Below are 22,508 nucleotides of genomic sequence, written 5' to 3' on the forward strand. Positions count from 1 at the left end.
TGCAAAGGATGGATACGTGAGCGAAACAGCCTTGCCAAAAGATGACGTCCAGCCTGCGCTTGATGCCCAGGTTGAAACTCCACCACCGGCCAAAGAGCCGCGCCGAGGCAATGGACTGGCGATTGTCGCCTTGCTGCTCGGTGCCGCCGGTGTCGCCATCGGTGGCTGGGGTGTCTGGCAGGTGCGCCACCTGCAGAGCAACACGCAGCAACAGTCGAGTCAGGTGCAGGCGTTGAACGATCAGGCGCAGAGTCTGAAGCTCAACGAACAGCGTCTGACCGAGCGTCTGGCGCAGTTGCCCGGTGCTGACGAACTCGCCGAACGCCAGCGTCTGGTCACGCAATTGCAGGGCGATCAGCAGCGCCTCAATCAGCGTCTGGAAACCGTCCTCGGCGCCAGCCGCAAGGACTGGCGTCTGGCCGAGGCCGAGCACTTGCTGCGTCTGGCCAGCCTGCGCCTGTCGGCGTTGCAGGACATCAGCAGCGCCCAGGCACTGGTGCAGGGCGCCGACGAAATCCTCCGTGAACAGAACGATCCGGGTTCCTTCGCCGCGCGCGAGCAAGTGGCGAAAACCCTGGTTGCCTTGCGCAGCACCGAACAGCCGGATCGCACCGGGCTGTTCCTGCGCCTCGGCGCTTTGCGCGATCAGGTCATCGACCTCACCGAGCTGGCGCCGGAGTACAAGGATCGCGGCGAGTCGCTGCTGGGCCTGACTGCCGACGGCGACGGCGCCAGCCGCTGGGCGCAGTGGTGGGACAAGGTATCGCGCTATATCCGCATCGATTTCAACGCTGACAAGAACGTCAAGCCGCTGCTGGCCGGGCAGAGTCTGAGTCAGGTGCGCCTGGCCCTGAGCCTGGCGCTGGAGCAAGCGCAGTGGGCGGCGCTCAATGGTCAGGCGGCGGTCTATACCCAGGCGCTGGCCGAGGCGCGCGACGTGCTCAAGGGCAATTTCAACCCGGACAACCCGCAAAGCAAAGTCATGCTGGAGCAGGTCGCCGAGCTGAGCAAGGAACCGGTCACCGTCCAGACGCCGGATCTGGCCGGCACCTTGAGCGCCGTGCAAGGGTATCTGGAGCGACGTAACGTCAATGCCGAGGAATCGGTGAAACCGTTCGCCAAGCCTGCCGGCAACCAGGCGCAGGAGGCGACCCCATGAAGCGCCTTTATGTAATCGTGTTTCTGGTCATCGCCGCGACGGCAGCGCTGGGCCTGGCGATCGCCGAGCATTCCGGTTACGTGCTGGTGGCGTACAAGAGCTTCCGCTACGAGGCAAGTCTGTGGGCGACACTGGCAGTGATCGCGGTGCTGTGGCTGCTGTTCTGGGGCATCAAGGTGCTGGCCGAGCTGGTGATGACCTCCACCGGCGTGGTCAATCCGTGGTCGCGGCGCAATCGCAGTCGCCGGGTGCAAGTGGCGATCGAACACGGCCAACTGGATCTGGCTGAAGGTCGGTGGGCCAGTGCGCAGCGGCATCTGACCCGGGCAGCGGAAGCCGAGCGCCAGCCACTGCTTTACTACCTCGGCGCCGCCCGTGCGGCGAACGAGCTAGGTCAGTACGAAGAAAGCGATCGTTTGCTCGAACGCGCGCTGGAACGTCAACCGCAAGCCGAATTGGCGATCGCCCTGAGTCACGCGCAACTGCAGACCGATCGCGGCGACACCGACGGTGCGCTGGTGACCTTGCAGGCGATGCACGAGCGGCATCCGCGCAGCGCACAGACACTGCGTCAATTGCAGCGTCTGCATCAGCAACGTGGCGAATGGTCGGCGGTGATTCGTTTGCTGCCGGAGTTGCGCAAAGACAAAGTGCTGCCGCCAGCCGAACTGGCCGAACTCGAGCGTCGCGCCTGGGGTGAAAACCTGTCCCTGGCAGCCCATCGCGAAGAAGACGGTACGGTGGGTTTGCAGTCACTCAAGCGAGCCTGGGAGCAGCTGACTTCGGCGCAGCGTCAGGAGCCGCCGTTGGTGCTGGCCTATGCCGAGCAATTGCGCCAGTTGGGCGCTCAGGTCGAAGCCGAAGAAGTGCTGCGCACAGCGCTCAAGCGCAAGTACGACAGTCATCTGGCGCGGCTCTATGGTCTGGTTCGTGGCAGCGATCCTGCGCGTCAGCTGCAGACTGCCGAAGGCTGGCTCAAAGAGCACCCGGCCGATCCGAGCCTGTTGCTGACCCTCGGGCGTTTGTGTCTGCAAACCAGTCTGTGGGGCAAGGCGCGTGACTATCTGGAAAGCAGTCTGCGTGTGCAGCGCAATCCGGAGACCTGTGCGGAATTGGCCCGTCTGCTTGCACAGCTTGGCGATACCGAGCGCAGCAACCAGTTGTTCCAGGAAGGTCTGGGACTGCTCGATGAACGTCTGCTGGCGGCGCCTTTGCCGGTTGCGGCGAAGGTGTGAAAGGCGAGGGAGGTTGCTCCCTCGCGAACTTTTCATGCTGAAAATTCCGCTTCTTTGCGCGCTGGAGGCAATTTCCTACAGTTCGCTTCATCATTTCCTCTTGAGCCTGTCGGGTTTTCCCTACACCTGTGGTGAACTGTCGGCAGGCCCTCGCCTTGAAAGGCTGACACGCTTTCCTCTACCGTAACCGTCTGTCTCTACTGTTACGGAAAAGCCATGTCGTTGGCCTGCTCACGCTCCTTGTTCTTCATGGCTTTCATTGCGGGGGCCTTTGCTCTGGGAGCTTCCTATTACCTCGAATACGCAGTCGGTCTGACGCCTTGCAGTCTGTGCCTGGTGCAGCGGTTGTTCCTCACCCTGCTGTGCATTGGCTGCGGCGTTGCAGCGGTGCATGGCCCCCGGCGTGTTGGCTTATGGTGGTACTGGCTGTTTGCGCTGGGCGCCAGTCTGGGTGGAACCACCGCTGCGTGGCGGCAGGTGTTGATCCAGAGTGACTCCATGCTGCAACTGGTCAAATGCTCGCCCACCGTGGAGTCACTGTTCAGCGGTCTGCCGTGGATCTGTGCCTTGCAGCGGATGTTCAAGGGCGGTGCCGACTGTGCGGAAATCTCCTGGACGCTGTTCGACCTGAGCATTCCGGAATGGAGCCTGCTGTTTTTTGTCGGCGTGTCGATTCTTGCGGTTTATCAGTTGCTGCGACTGATCTGGAGCGCTCTGCAACGACCGGTCAGCGACGAAGCGTCGCACTACACGCTGGTCAAGGATTAAACACTTGTATGAACTTTATCTCCTGCGTACCTTGAAGCCATAGGCGTGCGGGCATAATCTGGCCGGCACGTGTCATTGGAATTATGTTGCTCGATGACGCTCTGCCCGATCGTCCACCCTGTCAAATCAGAACAGGGGCGCGGGTGTAGAGCAGCATGACCCACAAGGGAAGAGAGATCGCCATGCTCGAAAGTTGTCAGAATGCTCAGGAACGTTGGGGTGGGGTTCATCTGCTGATCGACCGCTGGTTGCAGGAGCGTGAAGAGCTGATCGGCGCCTACGACAAGCTCGGTGCGCAGCCTGAGTCGCTGTCCGAGAGCCGCAAGCCTTTGCAGGAATTCTGCGGCGTGCTGGTCGATTACGTATCGGCGGGGCACTTCGAAATCTATGAACAGTTGACTGGCGAAGCCAAGGCGTTCAACGACAAGCGCGGTCTGGAACTCGCCGAGACCATTTACCCACGCATTGACGTCATTACCGAGAAGCTGCTCGCGTTCAATGATCTGTGCGATGAAGGCAAATGCGTTGCGGAGAAATTCAAGGAATTGGGCGGGTTGCTGCATGAGCGCTTCGAACTTGAAGACTGCCTGATCGAAGTGCTGCACACGGCACACAAGGCAGAAGATCCGGTTCAGGCCTGATCCGACCTTGATGCAAAGAACGGTGCGCCCGAAAGCGCACCGTTTTTTTATGCCTGATCAGCTCGTCGCGCCACGCAATTCCACTTCAAATACCAGTGGTGTGAATGGCGCAATCAGGTCGCCGGCACCGTCGGCGCCATAAGCCTGATCCGACGGAATCACCAATCGCCATTTCGCCCCCACCGGCATGTTCTGCAAAGCGGTGCGCCAACCGGTGATCACGCTGTCGAGGTTGAACCATTGCGGCTGGGTGTTCTGATCGAACACGGTGCCGTCCGGCAGCTTGCCGACATACAACACCTGCACTTTGCCGTCCGGACCAGCCTTGGCGCCAGTGCCCGGAACCAGTTCAGTCAGGAGGATGCCATTGGCCAGTTCCTTCACCCCCGGTTTGGCTTTTTCCGCACTGAGAAAGCGTTGCTCGTTTTCCATCGCGGCATCGCTCGACTGCCGTGATGCCTGCTCGGCATTGCGCGATTCGTGGTCGGCCAGAATCTGTTCGATACGCGCTTCACTCAGCGCCAGCGGCTTGCCCTGATACGCCTGTTGCAGACCTTCGATCAGTGCCTGGATCTGCAATTGCGGCACCTCCTGACGCAGCCGTTCGCCGAGGCTGGCACCGAGGCTGTAAGCCAGGTCATGAGCATCGTTTGCCGTAGTTTTTTCATCGGCATACGCCGCCGAAAAAACCATGCAGAGGGACAACATAAAGTAGCGCGACATGGGCACTCTCCGACCTGAGATGCGGGGGATTATGCCAGTGCCGACGCCTGCATCGGTGAACTGCTTTTTTCCGCACGCAGAACATTTGGGCTTCGGTGCAACGCAACGGCAGAGATACTGTCAACATGCCCTAGCGGCGGTATCAGCAGAGGTCTAGTATGAGCCGCACTCACGTCAGCCAGGAGGTAAACCATGTCGGCCACCAAGAAGCCTGTAAATACTCCGTTGCACTTACTCCAACAGTTGTCGGGCAGCCTGCTCGAGCATTTGGAAAACGCTTGCTCGCAAGCCTTGGCTGATGCTGAAAAACTGCTCGCCAAGCTGGAAAAACAGCGTGGCAAAGCGCAGGAAAAACTGCACAAATCGCGCACCAAACTGCAGGACGCCGCCAGCGCCGGCAAAGCCAAGGCACAGAACAAAGCCAAGGCTTCGGTGAAAGAACTCGAAGACCTGCTCGACGCGTTGAAAGATCGTCAGTCCGAGACCCGCAGCTACATTCTGCAACTCAAGCGCGATGCTCAGGAAAGCCTGAAGCTGGCCCAGGGTGTTGGCCGCGTTCAAGAAGCAGTGGGCAAAGTTCTGTCGTCGCGTTCGGTCAAACCGGCAGCAGCACCAGCGAAGAAAGCCGCCGCCAAACCTGTTGCAAGCAAAGCCCCGGCGAAGACCGCAGCGGCCAAGCCTGCTGTTGCGAAAACCGCCGCCAAACCAGCGGCCAAGGCGCCAGTGAAAGCGGCTGCCAAACCAGCGGCGAAAACTGCAGCGAAGAAGCCAGCGGCGAGCGCGGCAAAACCGGCGGCTAAAACCACCGCAGCCAAACCTGCTGCAGCCAAGCCAGCAGTGAAAGCCACCCCTGCCAAAGCCGCTGCAAAACCGGCCGCGAGCAAAGCTGCACCGGCGAAAACCGCAGCCGCCAAACCTGCTGCCAAAGCAGCGGCAAAACCTGCAGCGAAACCTGCTGCCAAGACCGCCGCTGCGAAGCCTGCTGCCAAGACTGCGGCCAAGCCGGCCGCCGCCAAACCTGCTACGAAAGTGGCGGTAAAACCGGCTGCCAAACCAGCCGCCACATCGCCAGCAAAACCTGCGACAAAAACTGCTGCGAAACCGGCCACCAAGCCTGCTGCGAAACCCGCTGCTGCCAAGCCTGCGACCGCTGCTGCAAAACCGGCCGCCAAGCCAGCCGCAAAACCAGCGGTGAAAAAGCCTGCTGCTGCCAAGCCAACCGCGACCAAACCGGCTGCTGCTCCAGCCGCCAAGCCTGCGCCTACCCCGGCTGCTCCAGCTACCTCGACACCGTCGTCCGCTGCTCAATCGACCCCTTCGACTGCGCCAGCACCAGCCGCTTCGTCGAACGTCAGCAGCACCCCGACCAGCGCTTCCTAAGTGCCGGTTGCCGCGACGCGCAGCACTTGCAGCGCGTCGCGGTTCAGGCTGGCGGCAGTGCCGGCCAGATCTTCCAGCCAGGTCACCGAACCTGCATCGTTGCGCGCCCACTCCTGCGCCACACCTTCCAGCCGTGACAGCAAGGTTCGCTCAGCTTCAAGCTCAAGTGACTTGATCTGCTCGCGCATGCCCGCCACCACCGCATCATCGACGGCCCGCGCTTTCCATTGCATGCGCAAGGTTCGCAGCGGTTGCACCACCTCGATATCCCACGGCGCGGTCAAGGCCTTGAGCAAACGAACGCGCGACTCATCGCAGGTCACTGCGCGCTGCTCAAGCCACAAACCGCACAGCAACAGGCAGACATTGGCGCCCGCCGTTTGCAATTGCAGGCAGGCATCTTCCACACCCGGCCGGGCGTAGACATCAAGGGCAAAGCTCCACAGGTCAGAGGACATCGTGCTACTCGCGCCAGTTGTGAGCGAAGCTGGTAGACTCCGCCGCCATTATGATCCGACTTCAGAACCTGACTTTACAGCGTGGCCCGCAACGTCTGCTAGAAGACGCCGAGCTGACCCTGCACGCCGGCCACAAAGCCGGCCTCATCGGCGCCAACGGTGCCGGCAAATCCAGTCTGTTCGCCTTGCTGCGCGGCGAGTTGCACCCGGATTCGGGCGACTGCCTGCTGCCCGCCGACTGGCGCATTGCGCATATGCGCCAAGAGGTCGACACCCTCGAACGCCTGGCGGTCGATTATGTGCTCGATGGCGACCTGCGTCTGCGTGAGGTGCAACGCGAGCTTGCCGCCGCCGAGGAGGCCCACGACGGCACCGCGCTGGCGCGGCTGCACGCCGAACTCGACAGCGCCGACGGTTACACCGCCGATGCGCGGGCGCGCAAGCTGCTCGCCGGCCTGGGTTTCACCAATGAGCAGATGGATCGTCAGGTAGGCGATTTCTCCGGTGGCTGGCGGATGCGTCTGAATCTGGCGCAGGCGCTGATGTGCCCGTCTGATCTGCTGTTGCTCGACGAACCGACCAACCACTTGGACCTCGACGCGATCATCTGGCTCGAAGAGTGGCTGAAGAGCTATCCGGGCACTTTGCTGCTGATTTCCCACGACCGTGATTTCCTCGACGAAGTGGTCGATCACGTCGCCCATGTCGATCAGCGCAAACTGACGCTCTATCGCGGCGGCTACACCGCGTTCGAACGCGCTCGTGCCGAGCGTCTGGCCCAGCAGCAACAGGCCTACGAGAAGCAGCAGGCGCAGCGTGCGCACATGGAAAGCTACATCGCCCGCTTCAAGGCCCAAGCGACCAAGGCCCGTCAGGCGCAGAGCCGGATCAAGGCACTGGAGCGCATGGAAGAATTGTCGGCGGCCCACGTCGATTCGCCGTTCGATTTCGTCTTCCGCGAGTCGACCAAGATCTCCAGCCCACTGATCGACCTGTCCGATGCGCGCCTGGGTTATGGCGACAAGACCATCCTCGAGAAGGTCAAGCTGCAACTGACCCCCGGTGCACGGATCGGTCTGCTTGGGCCGAACGGTGCGGGTAAATCGACGCTGATCAAGAACCTCGCCGGCGAGCTCGAACCGCTGGCCGGGCGCCTGACCCGTGGCGAAAACACCGTGGTCGGCTACTTCGCCCAGCATCAGCTCGACTCGCTGGACTCCAAGGCCAGCCCGTTGCTGCACTTGCAGCGCCTGGCACCGAGCGAGCGTGAGCAGACCCTGCGTGACTTCCTCGGCGGTTTCGACTTCCGTGGCGCACGCATCGATGAGCCAGTGCTGAATTTCTCCGGTGGCGAGAAGGCCCGTCTGGCCCTCGCTTTGATCGCCTGGGAACGGCCGAACCTGCTGCTGCTCGACGAACCGACCAACCACCTCGACCTGGAAATGCGTCTGGCGCTGACCATGGCCCTGCAGGAATTCAGTGGTGCGGTGCTGGTGGTGTCTCACGATCGGCACTTGCTCAAGAGCACCACCGACAACTTCTATCTGGTTGCCGACGGCAAGGTCGAAGAGTTCGACGGTGATCTCGAAGACTACGCGCGTTGGCTGGTGGAATACCGTCAGCGCAATGCGCCCGTCAGCAACACACCGGTCAATCCGGACAAGACCGACAAGAAAGCGCAGCGCCAAGCGGCGGCAGCGTTGCGTCAGCAACTGGCGCCGCACAAGCGCGAGGCCGACAAGCTTGAAGCCGAGCTGGGCAAGCTGCACGAGAAACTGGCCAGGGTCGATGCCAGTCTCGGTGACAGCGATATCTACGAGCCGGCGCGCAAGAATGAATTGCGTGATCTGCTCGCCGCACAGGCGAAATTGAAGGTGCGTGAAGCCGAGCTGGAAGAGGCCTGGATGGAAGCCCTGGAAACCCTGGAAAGCATGCAGGCGGAGCTGGAGGCGTTGTCCTGATGGAAGCCTTCAAGCTGCCCTTTGCGGCGGTGTGGGTCGAGCCCATCTGGTTCACCGCGCAGATTCTGCTGATTCTGCTGGCCGGTTACCTCACCCAGCGTTTCGTTGCCAAAGGCCTGACTCGCCTGGGTGAGCGCTATCCGTTTCCACCGCAGTTGCTGATGCCGCTGCGCGGCGTGTTGCGCTGGCTGATCATGGGCAGCGCGCTGCTCTTCGTGCTCGAGCGCCTCGGCGTTTCGGCCACGGTGCTGTGGACGGCGCTGTCGGGATTTGTCGCGGTGGCGGCGGTGGCGTTCTTCGCCATGTGGAGTGTGCTGTCGAACCTGCTCTGCGCAATTCTCATTTTCACCGTCGGGCCGTTCCGCCTCGGCGACGTGGTCGAGCTGGTGGACACCACCGACAAGCCTGGCGTCAAAGGCCGGGTGATCGCGATCAATCTGCTCTATACCACGCTGGTCGAGGCCGAAGAGCTCGGCACCGGCAGCGCCATGGTGCAGGTGCCGAACAGCCTGTTCTTCCAGCGTTCGGTGCGGCGTTGGCGCGGGACCGATGTGTTGCCGTCGAGCGGGTTTGAGAAGTAATTTCTACGTCGTCTGTTCCGACGCCTTCGCGAGCAGGCTCGCTCCCACATTGGAATGCGTTCCCCCTGTGGGAGCGAGCCTGCTCGCGAAGGGGCCCTCAGCTTCCCGCAATATTTAGCAAAAAACTGGTAGTCATCCACACGAAGCCGCATTAGCTTAGGCATTTGTCACAAGCATCAGCCGAGGTATGCGATGGAGCTTCAAACATGGCTGGCATTCTTTGCCGCCTGCTGGGTGATCAGTTTGTCCCCGGGCGCGGGCGCCATTGCGTCGATGTCCAGCGGTCTGCAATACGGGTTCTGGCGCGGCTATTGGAACGCGCTGGGCCTGCAGATCGGTCTGGCGGTGCAGATTGCGATTGTCGGCGCGGGTGTTGGCGCCGTGCTCACTGCTTCGGCCACGGCGTTCCATGCGATCAAATGGTTCGGCGTTGCCTATCTGGTTTATCTGGCGATCAAGCAATGGCGCGCGCTGCCCATGGACATGAGCGATGACGCTGCGGTTCGGCCGATCGGCAAGCCGCTGGCCCTGGTGTTTCGCGGCTTTCTGGTGAATATCAGCAATCCCAAGGCATTGATATTCATGCTCGCGGTGCTGCCGCAGTTCATCAATCCCCATGCGCCGCTGCTGATTCAGTATCTGGTGATCGGCGTGACCATGGTCTTTGTCGACCTGATTGTCATGGCCGGCTACACCGGGCTCGCGTCGAAGGTGCTGCGCCTGTTGCGCACACCCAAGCAGCAGAAACGCATGAACCGCACCTTTGCCGGGCTGTTCATCGGCGCGGCGGCATTCATGGCGACGTTGCGCAAAGCGGCGGCGTAAACCGTTCGGGCAGAAAAAAAGGCGACCTCAAGAGGTCGCCTTTTTCATTTCTACCGAGACATCGGGGCAAGCGAGCTTTTGTGGCGAGGGGATTTATCCCCGTTGGACTGCGCAGCAGTCCCAATCGTCTTGAATCAATAGCGAGGGCCGCTTCGCGACCCAACGGGGATAAATCCCCTCGCAACAGAGCCCTTCGCCACAAAAGTCCTCAGATCCGGCTCAGCGTAAAATCACCGGCGCCGTGTCACGCGGCAGATTGTTGCGCTGCGGCGCCTCACGCGGTTGTTCATAACCGTCACCGCCACCGAGCTGCATGCTCAGTTGCCCGGCCACGTCTTCGCCCAACGCCTTGGACACGTCACGCACCACCCGCGGACGGTTCAGCGAGATCTTGATGTCGCGGTGGTTCACCAGTTTGGTGTCCTGCGCTTCGCCCATCGCCGTGAAGGCCGAGGTGATCTCGTAGGTCTTGGTATTGATCAGGCTGAAATCCGCCACCAGCGTCAGGCCCAGCACCGCCGAATAGCTGTCGGTGTGCGCCAGCTCGTTGATGTCCTGGGTGAAGTCGATGTCGGACACAGTGCCGAACAGCACATAGTCGGCGCCTTTGAAGTTGCCGGCCTTGATGCGCTTGATCACGTCATACACATCGCCTTTGGATGAGGCGGTATAAGGCGTGCCCTGCACCAGCTGGAACATACCGGTGCGCAGGATTTCACCCTTGATGTCGCCGGTGAATTTGCGCAACTCGCCCTGTTCGATGTAGCTGGTGGTTGCTTCGATCTCGTTGTAGCTCGAAGAACCGCTGGCGCTGTAGTAACTCTCGCGGTGGTTGCTCTGCGCCGAAACGATGTGGATGTATTGCTCCACGCGTTCCTGATACGCCAGATCCGTCACCGCGACTTTCGGGGCCGCCTGCGCGCTGAACGCGCAAGCCAGGGCCATCATGCCAATCCATGTGCGCATCGATTAACGCTCCGTGGTTTTGCGGATCTCTTTTTCGTCCATCCACTCGGCCAGACCGCTTTCAACGTCGATCAGTTGCAGGCTGAATTTGTAGAAGACGTCCTTGTAGTCGCTGCTGCGCTTGACGATCGAGCTGATCGAGCCTTCGATGCGGTACTTGGCGGCAACCATGTTGCCGGTCTTGGCCACGGTGCTTTTCTTGTACAGACCGCTCTGGTTTTGCAGCTTGAGCTGGTCAACCTGGCTCTGCATGGCGTTGTTGTCACTGGCGAAGCGCGCAACACCGGTCTTCATCAACTGAGTCTTGATGCTGGTGGTGATTTCGCGAGTGTCGATGTACTCGCTGGTCTTGTTCTTCACGTCGTAGACCTGAACCACCGGACGACCCTGCAGAATGCCGGACTGGGCCAGCGAGCGGGTCATCGACTCGGCGATCATTTGCAGGTCGGTCGAACCGAATTCGTTGGTCACGGTTTCAACCGCTTTGGTGTCGCCGTAGCTGATGTTCTTGCTGCCCAGGGTCGGCGAGGTGTTGGCGCAACCGGAGGCGAGCAGGGCGATGACGGCGATGCAGGAAAAGCGTGCAAACATGAGAAAGCTCTCTCAATCAGAAATAAGGTGGCGGGCTTAAGGCGTCTTGATTTCCAGACGGAAATCCACGGCTTTCGGGGTCGGCGCGATGGCCTGAATGAAGCTGGTCTGAGCGCCGTACATCATTTGGCTTTTCCACACTTCTTCTTCGGCAACCGGGAAACCTTCGGCGCCAAGCCAGGCGAAGCGGTAGTAGAAAATCTTGTTGCTGTTGAGGGTGTTGCTCAACTGCACGTTGACGGTCATGAAGCCGTTTTCCCGGGCCACGCGCATGGCGCCGACGACGATGTGTTTCTGCGGGCCCATGGCCACGACTTTGCTCGCGGCGCTGCCCGGCTCTGGCGGTGGCGGGGTGGCGCAGCCTGCCAGCAAGGCGAGGGCGGCGACGGCGATGATCTTCAAGCGCATTGCAAAGACTCCGTTCTTAAGGTTGTTTGAGGCTGGCGACGTTGGTCGCGGCAGCGCTCGGCATTACGTGAGCGGCGATGCCACCGGCGAATACCTGGTTGCCCACGGCACGCAGGCTGATCACTTGGTAACGTTGATCGACGGTGACCTTGACCACCGAGCCGCCGACGGCGCTCGGCAGGGTAACCTGATGCTCGCCTTTTTTCAGGCGCAGGCGCACCACTTGGGTGTTGTCCGGCAGGGTGCGCCATGTACGGGTATCGGCACCTTCGAGCACTGCTGAAGAAATACCCACAGCGAGACCGGCCAGCGGATTGGTTTCGTTGATCTTCTTTTGCGCCACGCCTTTGGTGATCGCGCGCACGGTGGTGCGCACGATGATCCCCGGCATGTCATCGCGCAGGGCGCGGCGCGACATGGCGGTGGTGCTGTTCAGCGCGGTCAGGTCGACTTGCTTGCCGTCGACGCCGATCTGCGCAAACGGCGCGGTGGAGGTGTCAGGCTTGATGATCGGGAACGACAGCGGAGTGATCACGACGTTATTGGAGATCGGTAATGGCAGCGGCACACGAATCGAGTCGCGGGCCGGGGCCAGACCGCTCTGCACCACGATCAGAATGTCGCTGTCGTCGGACTTCGACGGCTTGTCCAGATTGACCAGCGCCTGCTCGAGCAGCGGCGTGTTCGGGCGCAGTTCGGCAGCCTTGCGATAACCCGGCGCGGCCAGATCCTTCTCGCCCAAAGCTTCGTAAACGAAACCGGCCAGGTAATGGCTGAACGCACTCTGGTAGCTGTTCTTCAGGCCGACCACTTCCGGCGCGTCGAGGCTGGCCACCGGATAACCCTGCAAATCCTTGTACTGGGTCTTGATGCCTTCTTTCTCTGCCTCTTCTTCGCTCTTGAGGTATTCCTTGTCACGCAGGTCGGCGATCACCGCTTCGCGTTCGTGGGTCTTTTTGATCGCCGTGCGGGCGCCATCGAAATCGTTGACCGCCAACAGGTTCAGGGCCATCTGCGTGGTCAGCATGACTTTTTCGTAGTCATAGCCTTCGTAGCGACGCACCTTGTCGTTGACGATGAAGCTGCCGAACTGTGCCAGGTACTTGGCCGAGTCGAGCTTGACCGCGTCTTCCCACTGACCGACCACCTGATCGGCACTGCCCCAGGCGTTCTGGCTGCCCGACAGGTCGCCCTTGGCGCGCAGCAGTTCACCTTTCTCGAAGTAATAGAGCAGGTCTTTGTCGGCGCCGGTGTTGTTCTTTTCCAGCAGGGTCAGCGCCGCATCGACGTTGCCGGAAGCCAGTTGCTGATTGGTCTGGGCCAGTTCGGAATCGTAGTTGCGAAACGCTGCGCAGCCGGACAACAGCGTGACGGCGCTGAGCGCGAGCAGCATGGGAGCGCGGAATGCCATGGGTACTTCTTCCCTGAGTAACAAGACTTGCAGCCGCGTGTGCTGGTCGGGCTGGTGTGACCTATCGACGGCGGCGCTGGCCTCCTGCCAATTCCTCATGGGTGAGGAGCTTTTGATGCCGGCTCGCTGGGCGAGGGCGCGGCATTATAAGCGTGTAATGATGGCTATGTAATGTCTTTTTGGTGGCGTGGAGGGCGTTCGTGCCATCACTTGGTTTAGTTGTTCACGACGCGTTCGGCCGCTGTTTTGCCGGGCCCGAACGCGCTGCCATTGGCGAAAACCCGATCGCCGAGGGCGCGCAGGGCGATGACCTGGCGGTTCTGATCAATCCGGATCTTCAGCGGTGCGGCGTTGTTGATGTGGGGCAGAGTGATCGCGTGTTCGCCTTTCCTCAGGCGCACGCGCAATACCTGAGTCAGGTTGGGCAGGGTGCGCCAGGTACGCGTATCGGCCTGTTCGAAACCATCCCAATGGGTCACGTACGATGCTTTGCTCGGGTCGCGTCGGTTGTCGGTGGCTTGCACGTCGGCTGCCAGAAAGGCCCGGTAAGTGGTGCGCTGGATAATGCCGGGCATGTCATCGCGCAGCGTGCGCAAGGACATGTCGGTGATGCTGTTGACCGCGATGAGTTTCTTCTGCCGGCCATCGATGCCGATCTGATTGAAGGCCGGCGTCGAAGTGTCGGGCACCATCACCGGGAACGAGATGTTGGCGACAATGACCTGCCCGTCTGCCAGCTTCACCGGGTACGGCACACGCAGCGAACTGCGTGCGGGAGCGAGGCCGCTTTGCACGATGATCAGCACATCGCTTTCGTCACCCTTGAGGCCGGGACTGTCGAGGTCACGCAATGCCTGCTGAAAGAACGGCAAGTCCGGGCGCAATTCGATGGCCTGGCGATAGCCGGGCGCGGCGAGATTCTTTTCCCCTAGCGCTTCATAGGTAAAGCCCGCAAGGTAGTGACTGAACGCGCTTTGGTAACCGTTCTTCAAGGCGATCACCGCCGGCGCGTCCAGCATGACTACCGGATAGCCCTGCAGATCCTTGTAGTGCACACGCACGCCCTGCTTTTTCGCCACCTCTTCGACGCGCTCATATTCGAGCTCGCGCTGCCGGGCGATCAGCGCTTCGCGCTCATGGGTTTTCTTGATGTCGGCGCGAGCACCATCGAAATCATTCACGGCCAGCTGGTTGAGGGCCATCTGCGTGGTCAGCATGACTTTTTCATAGTCATAACCATCGTAGCGCCGCAGCTTGTCATTGATGATGCTGCCCCAGTGATTACCCATGGCGGCCAAGAGTTTGTCGCCGGTGGTTTCAAGGGTGTCCTGGCGCTCGATCACCATTTGCTCGGCACTGCGCCATGCCGCCTGACTCTGGGGCAGTTCACCGCCCGCGCTCAACACCGCGCCTTTCTCGAAGTAATAGAGCAGATCCTTCTGCTCGTCCGGGTTATGGGCCTCGATCAAGGCCAGCGAGCCGGCGACGTTGCCTTGTTTCAATTGCTCGGTGGTCTGTTCCAGCTCTAGGTCGTAATTGCGATAAGCCGCACAACCCGCCAGTTGTGTCATGGCGGTCAGCAGCAGGGGAAGCAGCAGGCAAGGGCGCATTGAAAGGGTCTTCCTTGAACAAAGCGGGAACATTTACGTTATTGGAGTCGATGGTGGCACATGGCTTCAACGATATGAATCATTCCCTGCCAACATCGACAAAGCTTGAGAGAAACGTCTACGAAGTGAACAATATGTAACTTCGCATTTCCATTTGAGATTCGTTCATGATTGCCTCGTCCCGATTGCTGGCCTGGCTGCTGTTCCCGTTATTGTCCCTGAGCAGCCTGCCGCTGCTGGCCGATACCGTGGAAGGCGCGCCGCAAGCGTTGCACCTGCTCGATTACATCAGTGCCGATTACCCGCCGACGGTCGCGGCAGGCAAAGTCATCGACGATGGCGAATACCGCGAGCAGCTGGAATTCACCCAGGTTCTGCAAGGCTTGATCACTGCATTACCGGCCAAACCGGAAAAAGCCGCGCTGGAACAGGGCGTCGAATCTTTGCACGCCGCCATCAGTGCGAAGCAGGACGGTGCTGATGTCGCCCGTCAGGCCCGACAGTTGGGGGCGAAACTGGCGGTGGCTTATGAAGTCAGTCAGGCGCCGATCATCACCCCGGACCCGACACGCGGTGCGCCGTTGTATGCGCAGAATTGCTCGGTGTGCCACGGCGATTCCGGTGCCGGCGACGGCCCGGCCGGCGTAGGTCTGACCCCTGCGCCAGCCAACCTGCGCGACGCTGCGCGCATGGATCACCTGAGCCTGTACGCGATCTACAGCACCCTCGGCCAGGGCGTCGAAGGCACCGACATGCCGGCGTTTGCCGATCAGCTCGATGATCGCCAGCGCTGGGATCTGGCCACCTACATCGCCGGCTTCAGTGCCGATGCGGCGGCCGCCAAGTCCGACAAGGTCTACAACATCGCCGATCTGGCCCGCCAGACCCCGGCCGAAGTGCAGGCGGCGGAAGGCGCAGAGGTTGCGGCGACGTTCCGGGCTCAGCGCGCACAACCACCGCAGGTCAAACGCGGTCCGGCGCAGTTGCTCGATTACACTGCCGCCACGCTGGACAAGAGCCTCGCGGCCTACCGCGCCGGTGAACATGATCAGGCCTATGACCTCTCGGTGGCGGCGTATCTGGAAGGCTTCGAACTGGTCGAAAGCTCGCTGGACAACGTCGATGCCAATGTGCGCAAGGACACCGAAAAATCGCTGATGGCGTATCGGCAGTCTCTGCAGGACGGTCTTCCGGTCGAGCAGGCCGAGCAGCGACTGGGTGCGGCCAAGGCCAAACTCAAGGAATCCGCCGGCCTGCTGGGCAGCGATGGTCTGAGCTGGTCGCTGAGCTACATCTCCGGTCTGCTGATTCTGCTGCGCGAAGGTCTGGAAGCGATTCTGGTGCTGGCGGCGATCCTCGCCTTCCTGCGCAACACCGGTCAGCAGTCAGCGGTGCGCAGTGTCAACGTTGGCTGGGGCCTCGCGTTGCTGGCGGGCTTGGGCACCTGGGCGCTGGCGGCGTATGTGATCGACGTCAGCGGTTCGCAGCGTGAGTTGCTGGAAGGCGCCACCGCGCTGTTTGCCAGCGTCATGGTGTTGTGGCTCGGCGTGTGGATGCATGACCGCCGTCACGCGGCGGCCTGGCAGGATTACATCAAGAGCAGCCTGGTCGGCGGCGGTGGACGTTTCGGCTTTGCGATCCTCGCGTTCTTCTCGGTCTATCGCGAGTTGTTCGAAGTGATCCTGTTCTACGAAACCCTCTGGCTGCAGGCCGGGCCCGCCGGGCACAACGCCGTGCTGGCCGGCGGTGCGACGGCGTTGGTGCTGCTGGTCGGCCTGGCCTGGGTGATTCTGCGCGGCTCGGCGAAACTGCCGCTGACGCTGTTCTTCAGCATCAACGCCGCGCTGTTGTGCGCGTTGTCGGTGGTGTTTGCCGGGCATGGCGTGAAAGCCTTGCAGGAGGCCGGGATCTTCGGCACACGGCCGGTGGCGTTCTTTGAATTCGACTGGCTGGGGATCCATGCCGATGCCTATTCGCTGATTGCGCAGGCGGTGGCGATTGTGGCGATTGTTGTGTTGTACGGGCGTAGTTGGGTGGCGGAGAAGCGCCGGGTTTCGGCTGCATAAAGGCATTCGCTGCGCTTATATTCGCGAGCAGGCTCGCTCCCACAGGTTCGGTATGTATCCTGTGGGAGCGAGCCTGCTCGCGAATTTTTTGGAGGCAAGAACATGCGTGTATGGATCGATGCCGACGCCTGTCCACGGGCGGCGAAGGATCTGGTGGTGAAGTTCGCGTTAAAGCGCCAGTTCGAAGTGGTGCTGGTGGCCGGGCAGCCGCAGACCAAGCCGGGGCTGGCCATCGTCAAACTGATCGTGGTGCCGAGCGGGCCGGATGCGGCGGATGATTATCTGGTCGAGCACGCCGTGCCGGGTGAGCTGGTGATCTGCAGCGATATCCCGCTGGCCGATCGGCTGGTGAAGAAGGGCGTGGCGGCGGTGGATCCGCGCGGCAAGGAGTTCGATGCGCAGAACATGGGCGAGCGTCTGGCAGTGCGTAACCTGTTCACCGATCTGAGGGAGCAGGGCCAGATGAGCGGCGGGCCGGCGCCGTTTGGTGAGCGTGAAAAGCAGGCGTTTGCCAATGCTTTGGACCGGATTCTGACCCGGCTCACCCGCAAGGACTGAGTCTTGCACAATCCCTGTGGGAGCGAGCTTGCTCGCGAAAGCTGTGCGTCATACAACCAGATGTTGGCTGATACGACGCATTCGCGAGCAAGCTCGCTCCCACATTTGGTTTTATCTACGGCGAGGGATCAAGCGTCGTTTTCGTGGGTCAGTTCGAGCACGCGGTCGACCAGTTTGTTGATCCCCGAAGCCGCTTCACTGATGGTCTGCGCCAGCATGTACGCCGGGGTGGTGACCAGTTTGCGCGCCTTGTCTTCGACGATTTCGGTCACGGCGCACTCTTCGTGGGTGGCGCCCATTTTGTTCATGGCCGCCGCGGTGTCGGCGTCGTTGCCAATGGTGCAGGTCACGCCCGGGCCATAGATTTTCGCCGCCAGCGCCGGGGAGATGCAGATCAGCCCGACCGGCTTGCCCGCTTCGGCAAATGCTTCGGCCAGGGCCAGCACTTCAGGTTGCACGGTGCAGCCGGCGCCTTCGATGGCGAAGTTCGACAGGTTCTTCGCTGCGCCAAATCCGCCGGGCACGATCAGTGCGTCGAAGTCCTCGACGTCGGCATCGCGGATATCCTTGACGTTGCCCCGGGCAATGCGCGCCGACTCCACCAGCACGTTGCGCGATTCCGGCATTTCTTCGCCGGTCAGGTGGTTGATCACATGCAATTGCGCGATGTTCGGCGCGAAGCACTGCACCTGTGCGCCGCGCTGGTCGAGGCGCAGCAGGGTGATGACACTTTCCTGGATTTCGGCGCCGTCGTACACGCCACTGCCGGACAGGATCACTGCAACTTTTTTGCTCATGGGCTTCTCTCCAGATTCATGGCGCTCAATGTCCCTTAAATCGTCACGCGTTGCCATAGGGCATGGGCGACGCGCGCGGGAACAGAGCGCTCTCTCAATGGATCGCAACGGCGGCGGGGTGTTCATTATTTGCCTGGGCTGCGCGTGGAAGCCGCCAGCGAATGGCTTATTCGGCTGGCGTTTTCGGTTCGGCAGGAGGGCTCGCTTCGACCTGGCGCAACTGCTCGGCCTCGGCGGCTTTGGCGAGTTGCTCGTCCTGATAGATTTTCTTCGCCAGTTGCGCATTCTTGAAGCGGCGTCGCAGCCACAGGCCCAGCCCCAGAATCAGCAAGGCGCCGAGCACCCACAGCTCGTACTTCTTGATGCTGCCGAGCATGCCTTCCAGCACTGCGCCGAAGTGGTAAGCCGCCGCAGCCAGTGCGGTGGCCCAGATTGCCGCGCCAATGCCGTTGAGCAGCAGGTAGCGTCCCGGCGGATACCCGGACAGGCCGATCGCCACCGGCATCACCGTGCGCAGGCCATAAACGAAGCGGAAGCTCAGGACCCAGATGTCCGGATGCTTGCGAATGTGCTCCAGGGCACGGTCGCCCATCATCTGCCAGCGCGGTTTGCGCGCGAGCAATTTGCGCCCGTGCTTGCGCCCCAGGAAGTACCACAGCTGATCGCCGGCGTAGCTGCCGAAGAACGCCACGACCACCACCAGATTGATGTCCATGTATCCACGGAACGCAAGGAAGCCTGCGAGCACCAGAATGGTTTCGCCTTCGAAGAACGTGCCGAGAAACAAGGCAAAGTAGCCAAAGTCGTGCAGAAATTGTTGGAGCATTGTCTGGGTGCTGGCGAAATGAACGCGCAGCCTAACCCTTCGGGCACATTCATGAAAGTGTCCAAATGTGTCTCGACGTGAACATTTCCTACATCGACAATGGATTGCGGCTACCTGTCACAGAGCACACACAACTGTCATCTGTTGGTCATAATGGCCGTCTATAACTGTCACGCTCGCCCGTTTGCCCGGGCTCAGGAGTCTGCCGTGAGCTTTACCCCCGCCAATCGTCTGTTCCCAGCCACTCGTCTGCGCCGCAATCGTCGTGATGATTTTTCGCGGCGCCTGGTGCGTGAAAACGTATTGACGGTCGATGACCTGATCCTGCCGGTGTTCGTGCTCGACGGTGAAAACCGCCGCGAAGCCGTGGCCTCGATGCCGGGCGTCGAGCGACTGAGCATTGATCTGCTGCTTGAAGAAGCGGCGAAATGGGTCGAGCTGGGCATTCCGGCGCTGGCTCTGTTCCCGGTCACCCCGCCTGAGCTGAAATCCCTTGATGCCGCCGAAGCCTGGAATCCCGAAGGCATCGCCCAGCGCGCCACTCGCGCCCTGCGCGAGCGTTTCCCGGAGCTGGGCGTGATCACTGACGTGGCGCTGGACCCGTTCACCACCCACGGTCAGGACGGCATTCTCGACGAAGAAGGCTACGTGCAGAACGACATCACCGTCGATGCGCTGGTGCGTCAGGCGCTGTCCCACGCCGAAGCCGGCGCGCAGGTCGTGGCGCCATCGGACATGATGGACGGTCGCATCCAGGCCATCCGTGAAGCGCTGGAAATCGCCGGTCACGTCAATGTGCGCATCATGGCCTACTCGGCGAAGTACGCCAGCGCCTACTACGGCCCATTCCGCGATGCTGTGGGTTCGGCGTCGAACCTCGGCAAGGCCAACAAAGCCTCTTATCAGATGGACCCGGCCAACAGCGACGAAGCGCTGCACGAAGTCGGTGCGGACTTGTCCGAAGGCGCGGACATGGTCATGGTCAAACCGGGCATGCCCTACCTGGACATTCTTTTTCGGGTCAAAGATGCCTTCAAGGTGCCGACCTTCGTCTATCAGGTCAGTGGCGAATACGCCATGCACATGGCCGCTATCAAGAATGGCTGGTTGAGCGAAGCGGTGATCCTCGAGTCACTGACCGCCTTTAAACGTGCCGGTGCAGATGGCATCCTGACTTACTTTGCCGTTCGTGCCGCTCAATTGTTACGAGAGCAGAAATAGCCCTCCCAGGAACATTCCATGAATACCGAAGGACTCACTGAAGTTGCCGTAAAAGAAGCTCAGCCGGTGGTCGAGCAAATCACCGAAACTCCGCCGGAACTGGAGCCTGCGCCACCCGCGCCGGTCGCCGAAACCGCCGCGGCGGTGCCGGCGATCGCCATTCCCGGCCTGGATGACAGCAGCCTGTACATCCACCGCGAGCTTTCGCAATTGCAGTTCAACATCCGCGTGCTGGAACAGGCGCTGGACGAGTCCTACCCGCTGCTGGAGCGGCTGAAGTTCCTGCTGATCTTCTCCAGCAACCTCGATGAATTCTTTGAAATCCGCGTCGCCGGGCTGAAAAAGCAGATCACCTTCGCCCGCGAACAGGCCGGCGCTGACGGCTTGCAGCCGCATCAGGCGCTGGCGCGGATCAGCGAGCTGGTTCACGGTCACGTTGACCGCCAGTACGCGATCCTCAACGACATCCTCCTGCCGGAGCTGGAAAAGCATCAGGTGCGCTTCATCCGTCGGCGCAACTGGACGACCAAGCTCAAGACCTGGGTCCGCCGCTATTTCCGCGACGAGATCGCGCCAATCATCACCCCGATCGGCCTCGACCCGACGCACCCGTTCCCGCTGCTGGTGAACAAGAGCCTGAACTTCATCGTCGAGCTCGAAGGCATCGACGCCTTCGGTCGCGACTCCGGTCTGGCGATCATTCCGGCGCCGCGTCTGCTGCCGCGGATCATCAAGGTGCCGGAAGAAGTCGGCGGCGCCGGCGACAACTATGTGTTCCTGTCATCGATGATCCACGCCCACGCCGATGACCTGTTTCAGGGCATGAAGGTAAAGGGCTGCTACCAGTTCCGTCTGACCCGAAATGCCGACCTGGCGCTCGACTCCGAAGACGTCGAAGACCTCGCCCGCGCCCTGCGTGGCGAGTTGTTCTCGCGGCGTTACGGTGACGCGGTGCGTCTGGAAGTCGCCGACACTTGCCCGAAACACCTCTCGGACTACCTGCTCAAGCAGTTCAACCTGAGCGAGACCGAGCTGTATCAGGTCAACGGCCCGGTCAACCTGACGCGCCTGTTCAGCATCACCGGTCTGGACAGCCATCCGGAGCTGCAATACACGCCGTTCACCCCGCAGATCCCGAAACTGCTGCAGAACAGCGAAAACATCTTCAGCGTGGTCAGCAAGCAGGACATCCTCCTGCTGCACCCGTTCGAGTCGTTCACCCCGGTGGTCGACCTGCTGCGTCAGGCGGCGAAAGACCCGCACGTTCTCGCCGTTCGCCAGACCCTGTACCGCTCCGGCGCCAACTCCGAGATCGTCGATGCGCTGGTCGACGCCGCGCGTAACGGCAAGGAAGTCACGGCGGTGATCGAGCTGCGCGCGCGCTTCGACGAAGAGTCCAACCTGCAACTGGCCAGCCGTCTGCAAGCGGCGGGTGCCGTGGTGATCTACGGTGTGGTCGGCTTCAAGACCCACGCCAAGATGATGCTGATTCTGCGCCGCGAGGCTGGCGAGATCGTCCGTTACGCGCATCTCGGCACCGGCAACTATCACGCCGGTAACGCCAAGCTCTACACCGACTACAGCCTGCTGACCTCCGATGACGCCTTGTGCGAGGACGTCGGCAAACTGTTCAGCCAGTTGATCGGCATGGGCAAGACGCTGCGCATGAAAAAGCTGCTGCATGCGCCGTTCACCCTGAAGAAGGGCATGCTCGACATGATTGCCCGCGAAACCCAGTTCGCCCTCGAAGGCAAACCGGCGCACATCATCGCCAAGTTCAACTCGCTGACCGATCCGAAGATCATCCGCGCGCTGTACAAGGCCAGTCAGTCCGGGGTGCGCATCGATCTGGTGGTGCGCGGCATGTGCTGCCTGCGCCCGGGCATCGCCGGGGTCTCGCACAACATTCATGTGCGCTCGATCATTGGCCGCTTCCTCGAGCACACGCGGGTGTTCTACTTCCTCAACGGCGGCGACGAGCAGATGTTCCTCTCCAGCGCCGACTGGATGGAGCGCAACCTCGACAAGCGCGTCGAGACCTGCTTCCCGGTGGAAGGCAAGAAGCTGCTGACCCGCGTCAAGAAGGAGCTGGAGCTGTACCTGACCGACAACACCCACAGCTGGAGTTTGCAGTCGGACGGCCGCTACATCCGCAACACGCCCACTGGCAACCAGAACCCGCGCAGTGCGCAGGCGACGTTGCTGGAGCGGTTGGGCAGCCCGATATTGCCGGTGAGCAGTTGACCGTCAGCCCAATAAAAAAGGCGATCCCTCGGGATCGCCTTTTTTGTATCTACACTGATTCCCACCTGTGGCGAGGGGA

The 22,508-nt window shown here is 61.2% G+C and carries 21 protein-coding genes; 12 read left to right on the top strand and 9 right to left on the bottom strand.

Features of this window, described 5'->3' with window-relative positions; all coding sequences use genetic code 11:
• Positions 1 to 16: 16 nt before the first annotated feature.
• The 4 genes from ACMYUN_RS15875 (at position 17) to ACMYUN_RS15890 (ending at position 3,803) form a co-directional block, all read left to right on the top strand.
• On the top strand, positions 17 to 1,159 hold the full coding sequence (locus tag ACMYUN_RS15875; protein ID WP_039757793.1) for a uroporphyrinogen-III C-methyltransferase: 1,143 nt from the start codon (positions 17 to 19) through the stop codon (positions 1,157 to 1,159).
• A complete protein-coding gene (locus ACMYUN_RS15880) occupies positions 1,156 to 2,394 on the top strand; it encodes a heme biosynthesis protein HemY (RefSeq protein WP_415761099.1) in 1,239 nt (412 codons plus the stop codon). Before ACMYUN_RS15875 ends, ACMYUN_RS15880 begins: the two co-directional genes overlap by 4 nt.
• Before the next feature lie 216 nt (positions 2,395 to 2,610).
• Positions 2,611 to 3,162, top strand: coding sequence for a disulfide bond formation protein B (locus ACMYUN_RS15885; protein ID WP_039757406.1), 552 nt, complete (start codon positions 2,611 to 2,613; stop codon positions 3,160 to 3,162).
• A 182-nt stretch (positions 3,163 to 3,344) separates the two neighbouring features.
• Positions 3,345 to 3,803: an Rsd/AlgQ family anti-sigma factor gene (locus ACMYUN_RS15890; protein WP_016772602.1), complete on the top strand. Its 459-nt coding sequence runs from the start codon at positions 3,345 to 3,347 to the stop codon at positions 3,801 to 3,803.
• Positions 3,804 to 3,860: 57 nt separating this feature from the next.
• Here ACMYUN_RS15890 and ACMYUN_RS15895 read toward each other — a convergent pair whose 3' ends face one another.
• Entirely contained in the window at positions 3,861 to 4,526 is a 666-nt protein-coding gene (locus ACMYUN_RS15895) for an FKBP-type peptidyl-prolyl cis-trans isomerase (protein WP_415761100.1), read from the bottom strand.
• A 192-nt stretch (positions 4,527 to 4,718) separates the two neighbouring features.
• Between ACMYUN_RS15895 and ACMYUN_RS15900 the strand changes: the two genes are divergently transcribed.
• Positions 4,719 to 5,906 carry an AlgP family protein gene (locus tag ACMYUN_RS15900; RefSeq protein ID WP_415761101.1) on the top strand — a complete coding sequence of 396 codons (1,188 nt, stop codon included), beginning with the start codon at positions 4,719 to 4,721 and terminating at the stop codon, positions 5,904 to 5,906.
• On the opposite strand, the gene ACMYUN_RS15905 is transcribed toward ACMYUN_RS15900, so the two are convergent.
• Entirely contained in the window at positions 5,903 to 6,364 is a 462-nt protein-coding gene (locus ACMYUN_RS15905; RefSeq protein ID WP_039757411.1) for a TIGR02444 family protein, read from the bottom strand. The genes ACMYUN_RS15900 and ACMYUN_RS15905 overlap by 4 nt on opposite strands.
• A gap of 50 nt (positions 6,365 to 6,414) precedes the next feature.
• On the opposite strand from ACMYUN_RS15905, the gene ACMYUN_RS15910 reads away from it, so the two are divergent.
• The 3 genes from ACMYUN_RS15910 to ACMYUN_RS15920 all read left to right on the top strand — a co-directional run bounded on the left by ACMYUN_RS15910 (position 6,415) and on the right by ACMYUN_RS15920 (position 9,731).
• Positions 6,415 to 8,325: an ATP-binding cassette domain-containing protein gene (locus tag ACMYUN_RS15910; protein ID WP_415761102.1), complete on the top strand. Its 1,911-nt coding sequence runs from the start codon at positions 6,415 to 6,417 to the stop codon at positions 8,323 to 8,325.
• Positions 8,325 to 8,906 carry a mechanosensitive ion channel family protein gene (locus ACMYUN_RS15915; RefSeq protein ID WP_039757413.1) on the top strand — a complete coding sequence of 194 codons (582 nt, stop codon included), beginning with the start codon at positions 8,325 to 8,327 and terminating at the stop codon, positions 8,904 to 8,906. Before ACMYUN_RS15910 ends, ACMYUN_RS15915 begins: the two co-directional genes overlap by 1 nt.
• Before the next feature lie 192 nt (positions 8,907 to 9,098).
• Entirely contained in the window at positions 9,099 to 9,731 is a 633-nt protein-coding gene (locus tag ACMYUN_RS15920; protein WP_039757414.1) for a LysE family transporter, read from the top strand.
• Between the two features lie 219 nt (positions 9,732 to 9,950).
• On the opposite strand, the gene ACMYUN_RS15925 is transcribed toward ACMYUN_RS15920, so the two are convergent.
• From ACMYUN_RS15925 to ACMYUN_RS15945, 5 genes are all read right to left on the bottom strand, one after another.
• The gene (locus tag ACMYUN_RS15925; RefSeq protein WP_129997904.1) at positions 9,951 to 10,697 is read right to left on the bottom strand and encodes a penicillin-binding protein activator LpoB; all 747 of its coding nucleotides are present in this window, start codon (positions 10,695 to 10,697) and stop codon (positions 9,951 to 9,953) included.
• Positions 10,698 to 10,700: 3 nt separating this feature from the next.
• Positions 10,701 to 11,288 (bottom strand): penicillin-binding protein activator LpoB, encoded by a 588-nt coding sequence (gene lpoB, locus ACMYUN_RS15930; protein WP_016772610.1) that lies wholly within the window; start codon positions 11,286 to 11,288, stop codon positions 10,701 to 10,703.
• A gap of 36 nt (positions 11,289 to 11,324) precedes the next feature.
• The gene (locus ACMYUN_RS15935) at positions 11,325 to 11,696 is read right to left on the bottom strand and encodes a YcfL family protein (RefSeq protein WP_016772611.1); all 372 of its coding nucleotides are present in this window, start codon (positions 11,694 to 11,696) and stop codon (positions 11,325 to 11,327) included.
• A gap of 16 nt (positions 11,697 to 11,712) precedes the next feature.
• The gene (locus ACMYUN_RS15940) at positions 11,713 to 13,107 is read right to left on the bottom strand and encodes a COG3014 family protein (RefSeq protein WP_415761103.1); all 1,395 of its coding nucleotides are present in this window, start codon (positions 13,105 to 13,107) and stop codon (positions 11,713 to 11,715) included.
• 215 nt (positions 13,108 to 13,322) lie between these two features.
• A complete protein-coding gene (locus ACMYUN_RS15945; protein ID WP_129997902.1) occupies positions 13,323 to 14,717 on the bottom strand; it encodes a COG3014 family protein in 1,395 nt (464 codons plus the stop codon).
• A gap of 167 nt (positions 14,718 to 14,884) precedes the next feature.
• Here ACMYUN_RS15945 and ACMYUN_RS15950 point away from each other — a divergent pair, with 167 nt between their 5' ends.
• Both ACMYUN_RS15950 and ACMYUN_RS15955 read left to right on the top strand, forming a co-directional pair.
• The gene (locus ACMYUN_RS15950) at positions 14,885 to 16,783 is read left to right on the top strand and encodes an FTR1 family protein (RefSeq protein ID WP_415761104.1); all 1,899 of its coding nucleotides are present in this window, start codon (positions 14,885 to 14,887) and stop codon (positions 16,781 to 16,783) included.
• A gap of 102 nt (positions 16,784 to 16,885) precedes the next feature.
• Positions 16,886 to 17,341 carry a YaiI/YqxD family protein gene (locus ACMYUN_RS15955; protein ID WP_415761106.1) on the top strand — a complete coding sequence of 152 codons (456 nt, stop codon included), beginning with the start codon at positions 16,886 to 16,888 and terminating at the stop codon, positions 17,339 to 17,341.
• 128 nt (positions 17,342 to 17,469) lie between these two features.
• On the opposite strand, the gene elbB is transcribed toward ACMYUN_RS15955, so the two are convergent.
• Both elbB and ACMYUN_RS15965 read right to left on the bottom strand, forming a co-directional pair.
• Complete coding sequence (elbB, locus tag ACMYUN_RS15960) at positions 17,470 to 18,138, bottom strand: isoprenoid biosynthesis glyoxalase ElbB (RefSeq protein WP_016772616.1); 669 nt, start codon at positions 18,136 to 18,138, stop codon at positions 17,470 to 17,472.
• A gap of 166 nt (positions 18,139 to 18,304) precedes the next feature.
• A complete protein-coding gene (locus tag ACMYUN_RS15965) occupies positions 18,305 to 18,964 on the bottom strand; it encodes a DedA family protein (RefSeq protein WP_039757420.1) in 660 nt (219 codons plus the stop codon).
• A gap of 207 nt (positions 18,965 to 19,171) precedes the next feature.
• Here ACMYUN_RS15965 and hemB point away from each other — a divergent pair, with 207 nt between their 5' ends.
• Positions 19,172 to 20,185, top strand: a complete 1,014-nt coding sequence (gene hemB, locus ACMYUN_RS15970) for a porphobilinogen synthase (protein WP_415761107.1) — start codon at positions 19,172 to 19,174, stop codon at positions 20,183 to 20,185.
• 18 nt (positions 20,186 to 20,203) lie between these two features.
• Complete coding sequence (gene ppk1, locus ACMYUN_RS15975) at positions 20,204 to 22,429, top strand: polyphosphate kinase 1 (RefSeq protein ID WP_101161521.1); 2,226 nt, start codon at positions 20,204 to 20,206, stop codon at positions 22,427 to 22,429.
• Positions 22,430 to 22,508 lie beyond the last annotated feature (79 nt).

This window comes from Pseudomonas sp. CP4 (assembly GCF_047758505.1).
GTDB lineage: Bacteria > Pseudomonadota > Gammaproteobacteria > Pseudomonadales > Pseudomonadaceae > Aquipseudomonas > Aquipseudomonas fluorescens_AO.

Coding starts and splice junctions, on each gene's coding strand:
- ACMYUN_RS15880 (WP_415761099.1), top strand. CDS start 1,156: ATGAAGCGCCTTTATGTAATCGTGTTTCTGGTCATCGCCGCGACGGCA.
- ACMYUN_RS15925 (WP_129997904.1), bottom strand. CDS start 10,697: ATGCGCACATGGATTGGCATGATGGCCCTGGCTTGCGCGTTCAGCGCG.
- lpoB (WP_016772610.1), bottom strand. CDS start 11,288: ATGTTTGCACGCTTTTCCTGCATCGCCGTCATCGCCCTGCTCGCCTCC.
- ACMYUN_RS15965 (WP_039757420.1), bottom strand. CDS start 18,964: ATGCTCCAACAATTTCTGCACGACTTTGGCTACTTTGCCTTGTTTCTC.
- ACMYUN_RS15920 (WP_039757414.1), top strand. CDS start 9,099: ATGGAGCTTCAAACATGGCTGGCATTCTTTGCCGCCTGCTGGGTGATC.
- ACMYUN_RS15905 (WP_039757411.1), bottom strand. CDS start 6,364: ATGTCCTCTGACCTGTGGAGCTTTGCCCTTGATGTCTACGCCCGGCCG.
- ACMYUN_RS15935 (WP_016772611.1), bottom strand. CDS start 11,696: ATGCGCTTGAAGATCATCGCCGTCGCCGCCCTCGCCTTGCTGGCAGGC.
- ACMYUN_RS15945 (WP_129997902.1), bottom strand. CDS start 14,717: ATGCGCCCTTGCCTGCTGCTTCCCCTGCTGCTGACCGCCATGACACAA.
- ACMYUN_RS15885 (WP_039757406.1), top strand. CDS start 2,611: ATGTCGTTGGCCTGCTCACGCTCCTTGTTCTTCATGGCTTTCATTGCG.
- ppk1 (WP_101161521.1), top strand. CDS start 20,204: ATGAATACCGAAGGACTCACTGAAGTTGCCGTAAAAGAAGCTCAGCCG.
- elbB (WP_016772616.1), bottom strand. CDS start 18,138: ATGAGCAAAAAAGTTGCAGTGATCCTGTCCGGCAGTGGCGTGTACGAC.
- ACMYUN_RS15910 (WP_415761102.1), top strand. CDS start 6,415: ATGATCCGACTTCAGAACCTGACTTTACAGCGTGGCCCGCAACGTCTG.
- ACMYUN_RS15940 (WP_415761103.1), bottom strand. CDS start 13,107: ATGGCATTCCGCGCTCCCATGCTGCTCGCGCTCAGCGCCGTCACGCTG.
- ACMYUN_RS15890 (WP_016772602.1), top strand. CDS start 3,345: ATGCTCGAAAGTTGTCAGAATGCTCAGGAACGTTGGGGTGGGGTTCAT.
- ACMYUN_RS15955 (WP_415761106.1), top strand. CDS start 16,886: ATGCGTGTATGGATCGATGCCGACGCCTGTCCACGGGCGGCGAAGGAT.
- ACMYUN_RS15950 (WP_415761104.1), top strand. CDS start 14,885: ATGATTGCCTCGTCCCGATTGCTGGCCTGGCTGCTGTTCCCGTTATTG.
- ACMYUN_RS15900 (WP_415761101.1), top strand. CDS start 4,719: ATGTCGGCCACCAAGAAGCCTGTAAATACTCCGTTGCACTTACTCCAA.
- ACMYUN_RS15895 (WP_415761100.1), bottom strand. CDS start 4,526: ATGTCGCGCTACTTTATGTTGTCCCTCTGCATGGTTTTTTCGGCGGCG.
- ACMYUN_RS15915 (WP_039757413.1), top strand. CDS start 8,325: ATGGAAGCCTTCAAGCTGCCCTTTGCGGCGGTGTGGGTCGAGCCCATC.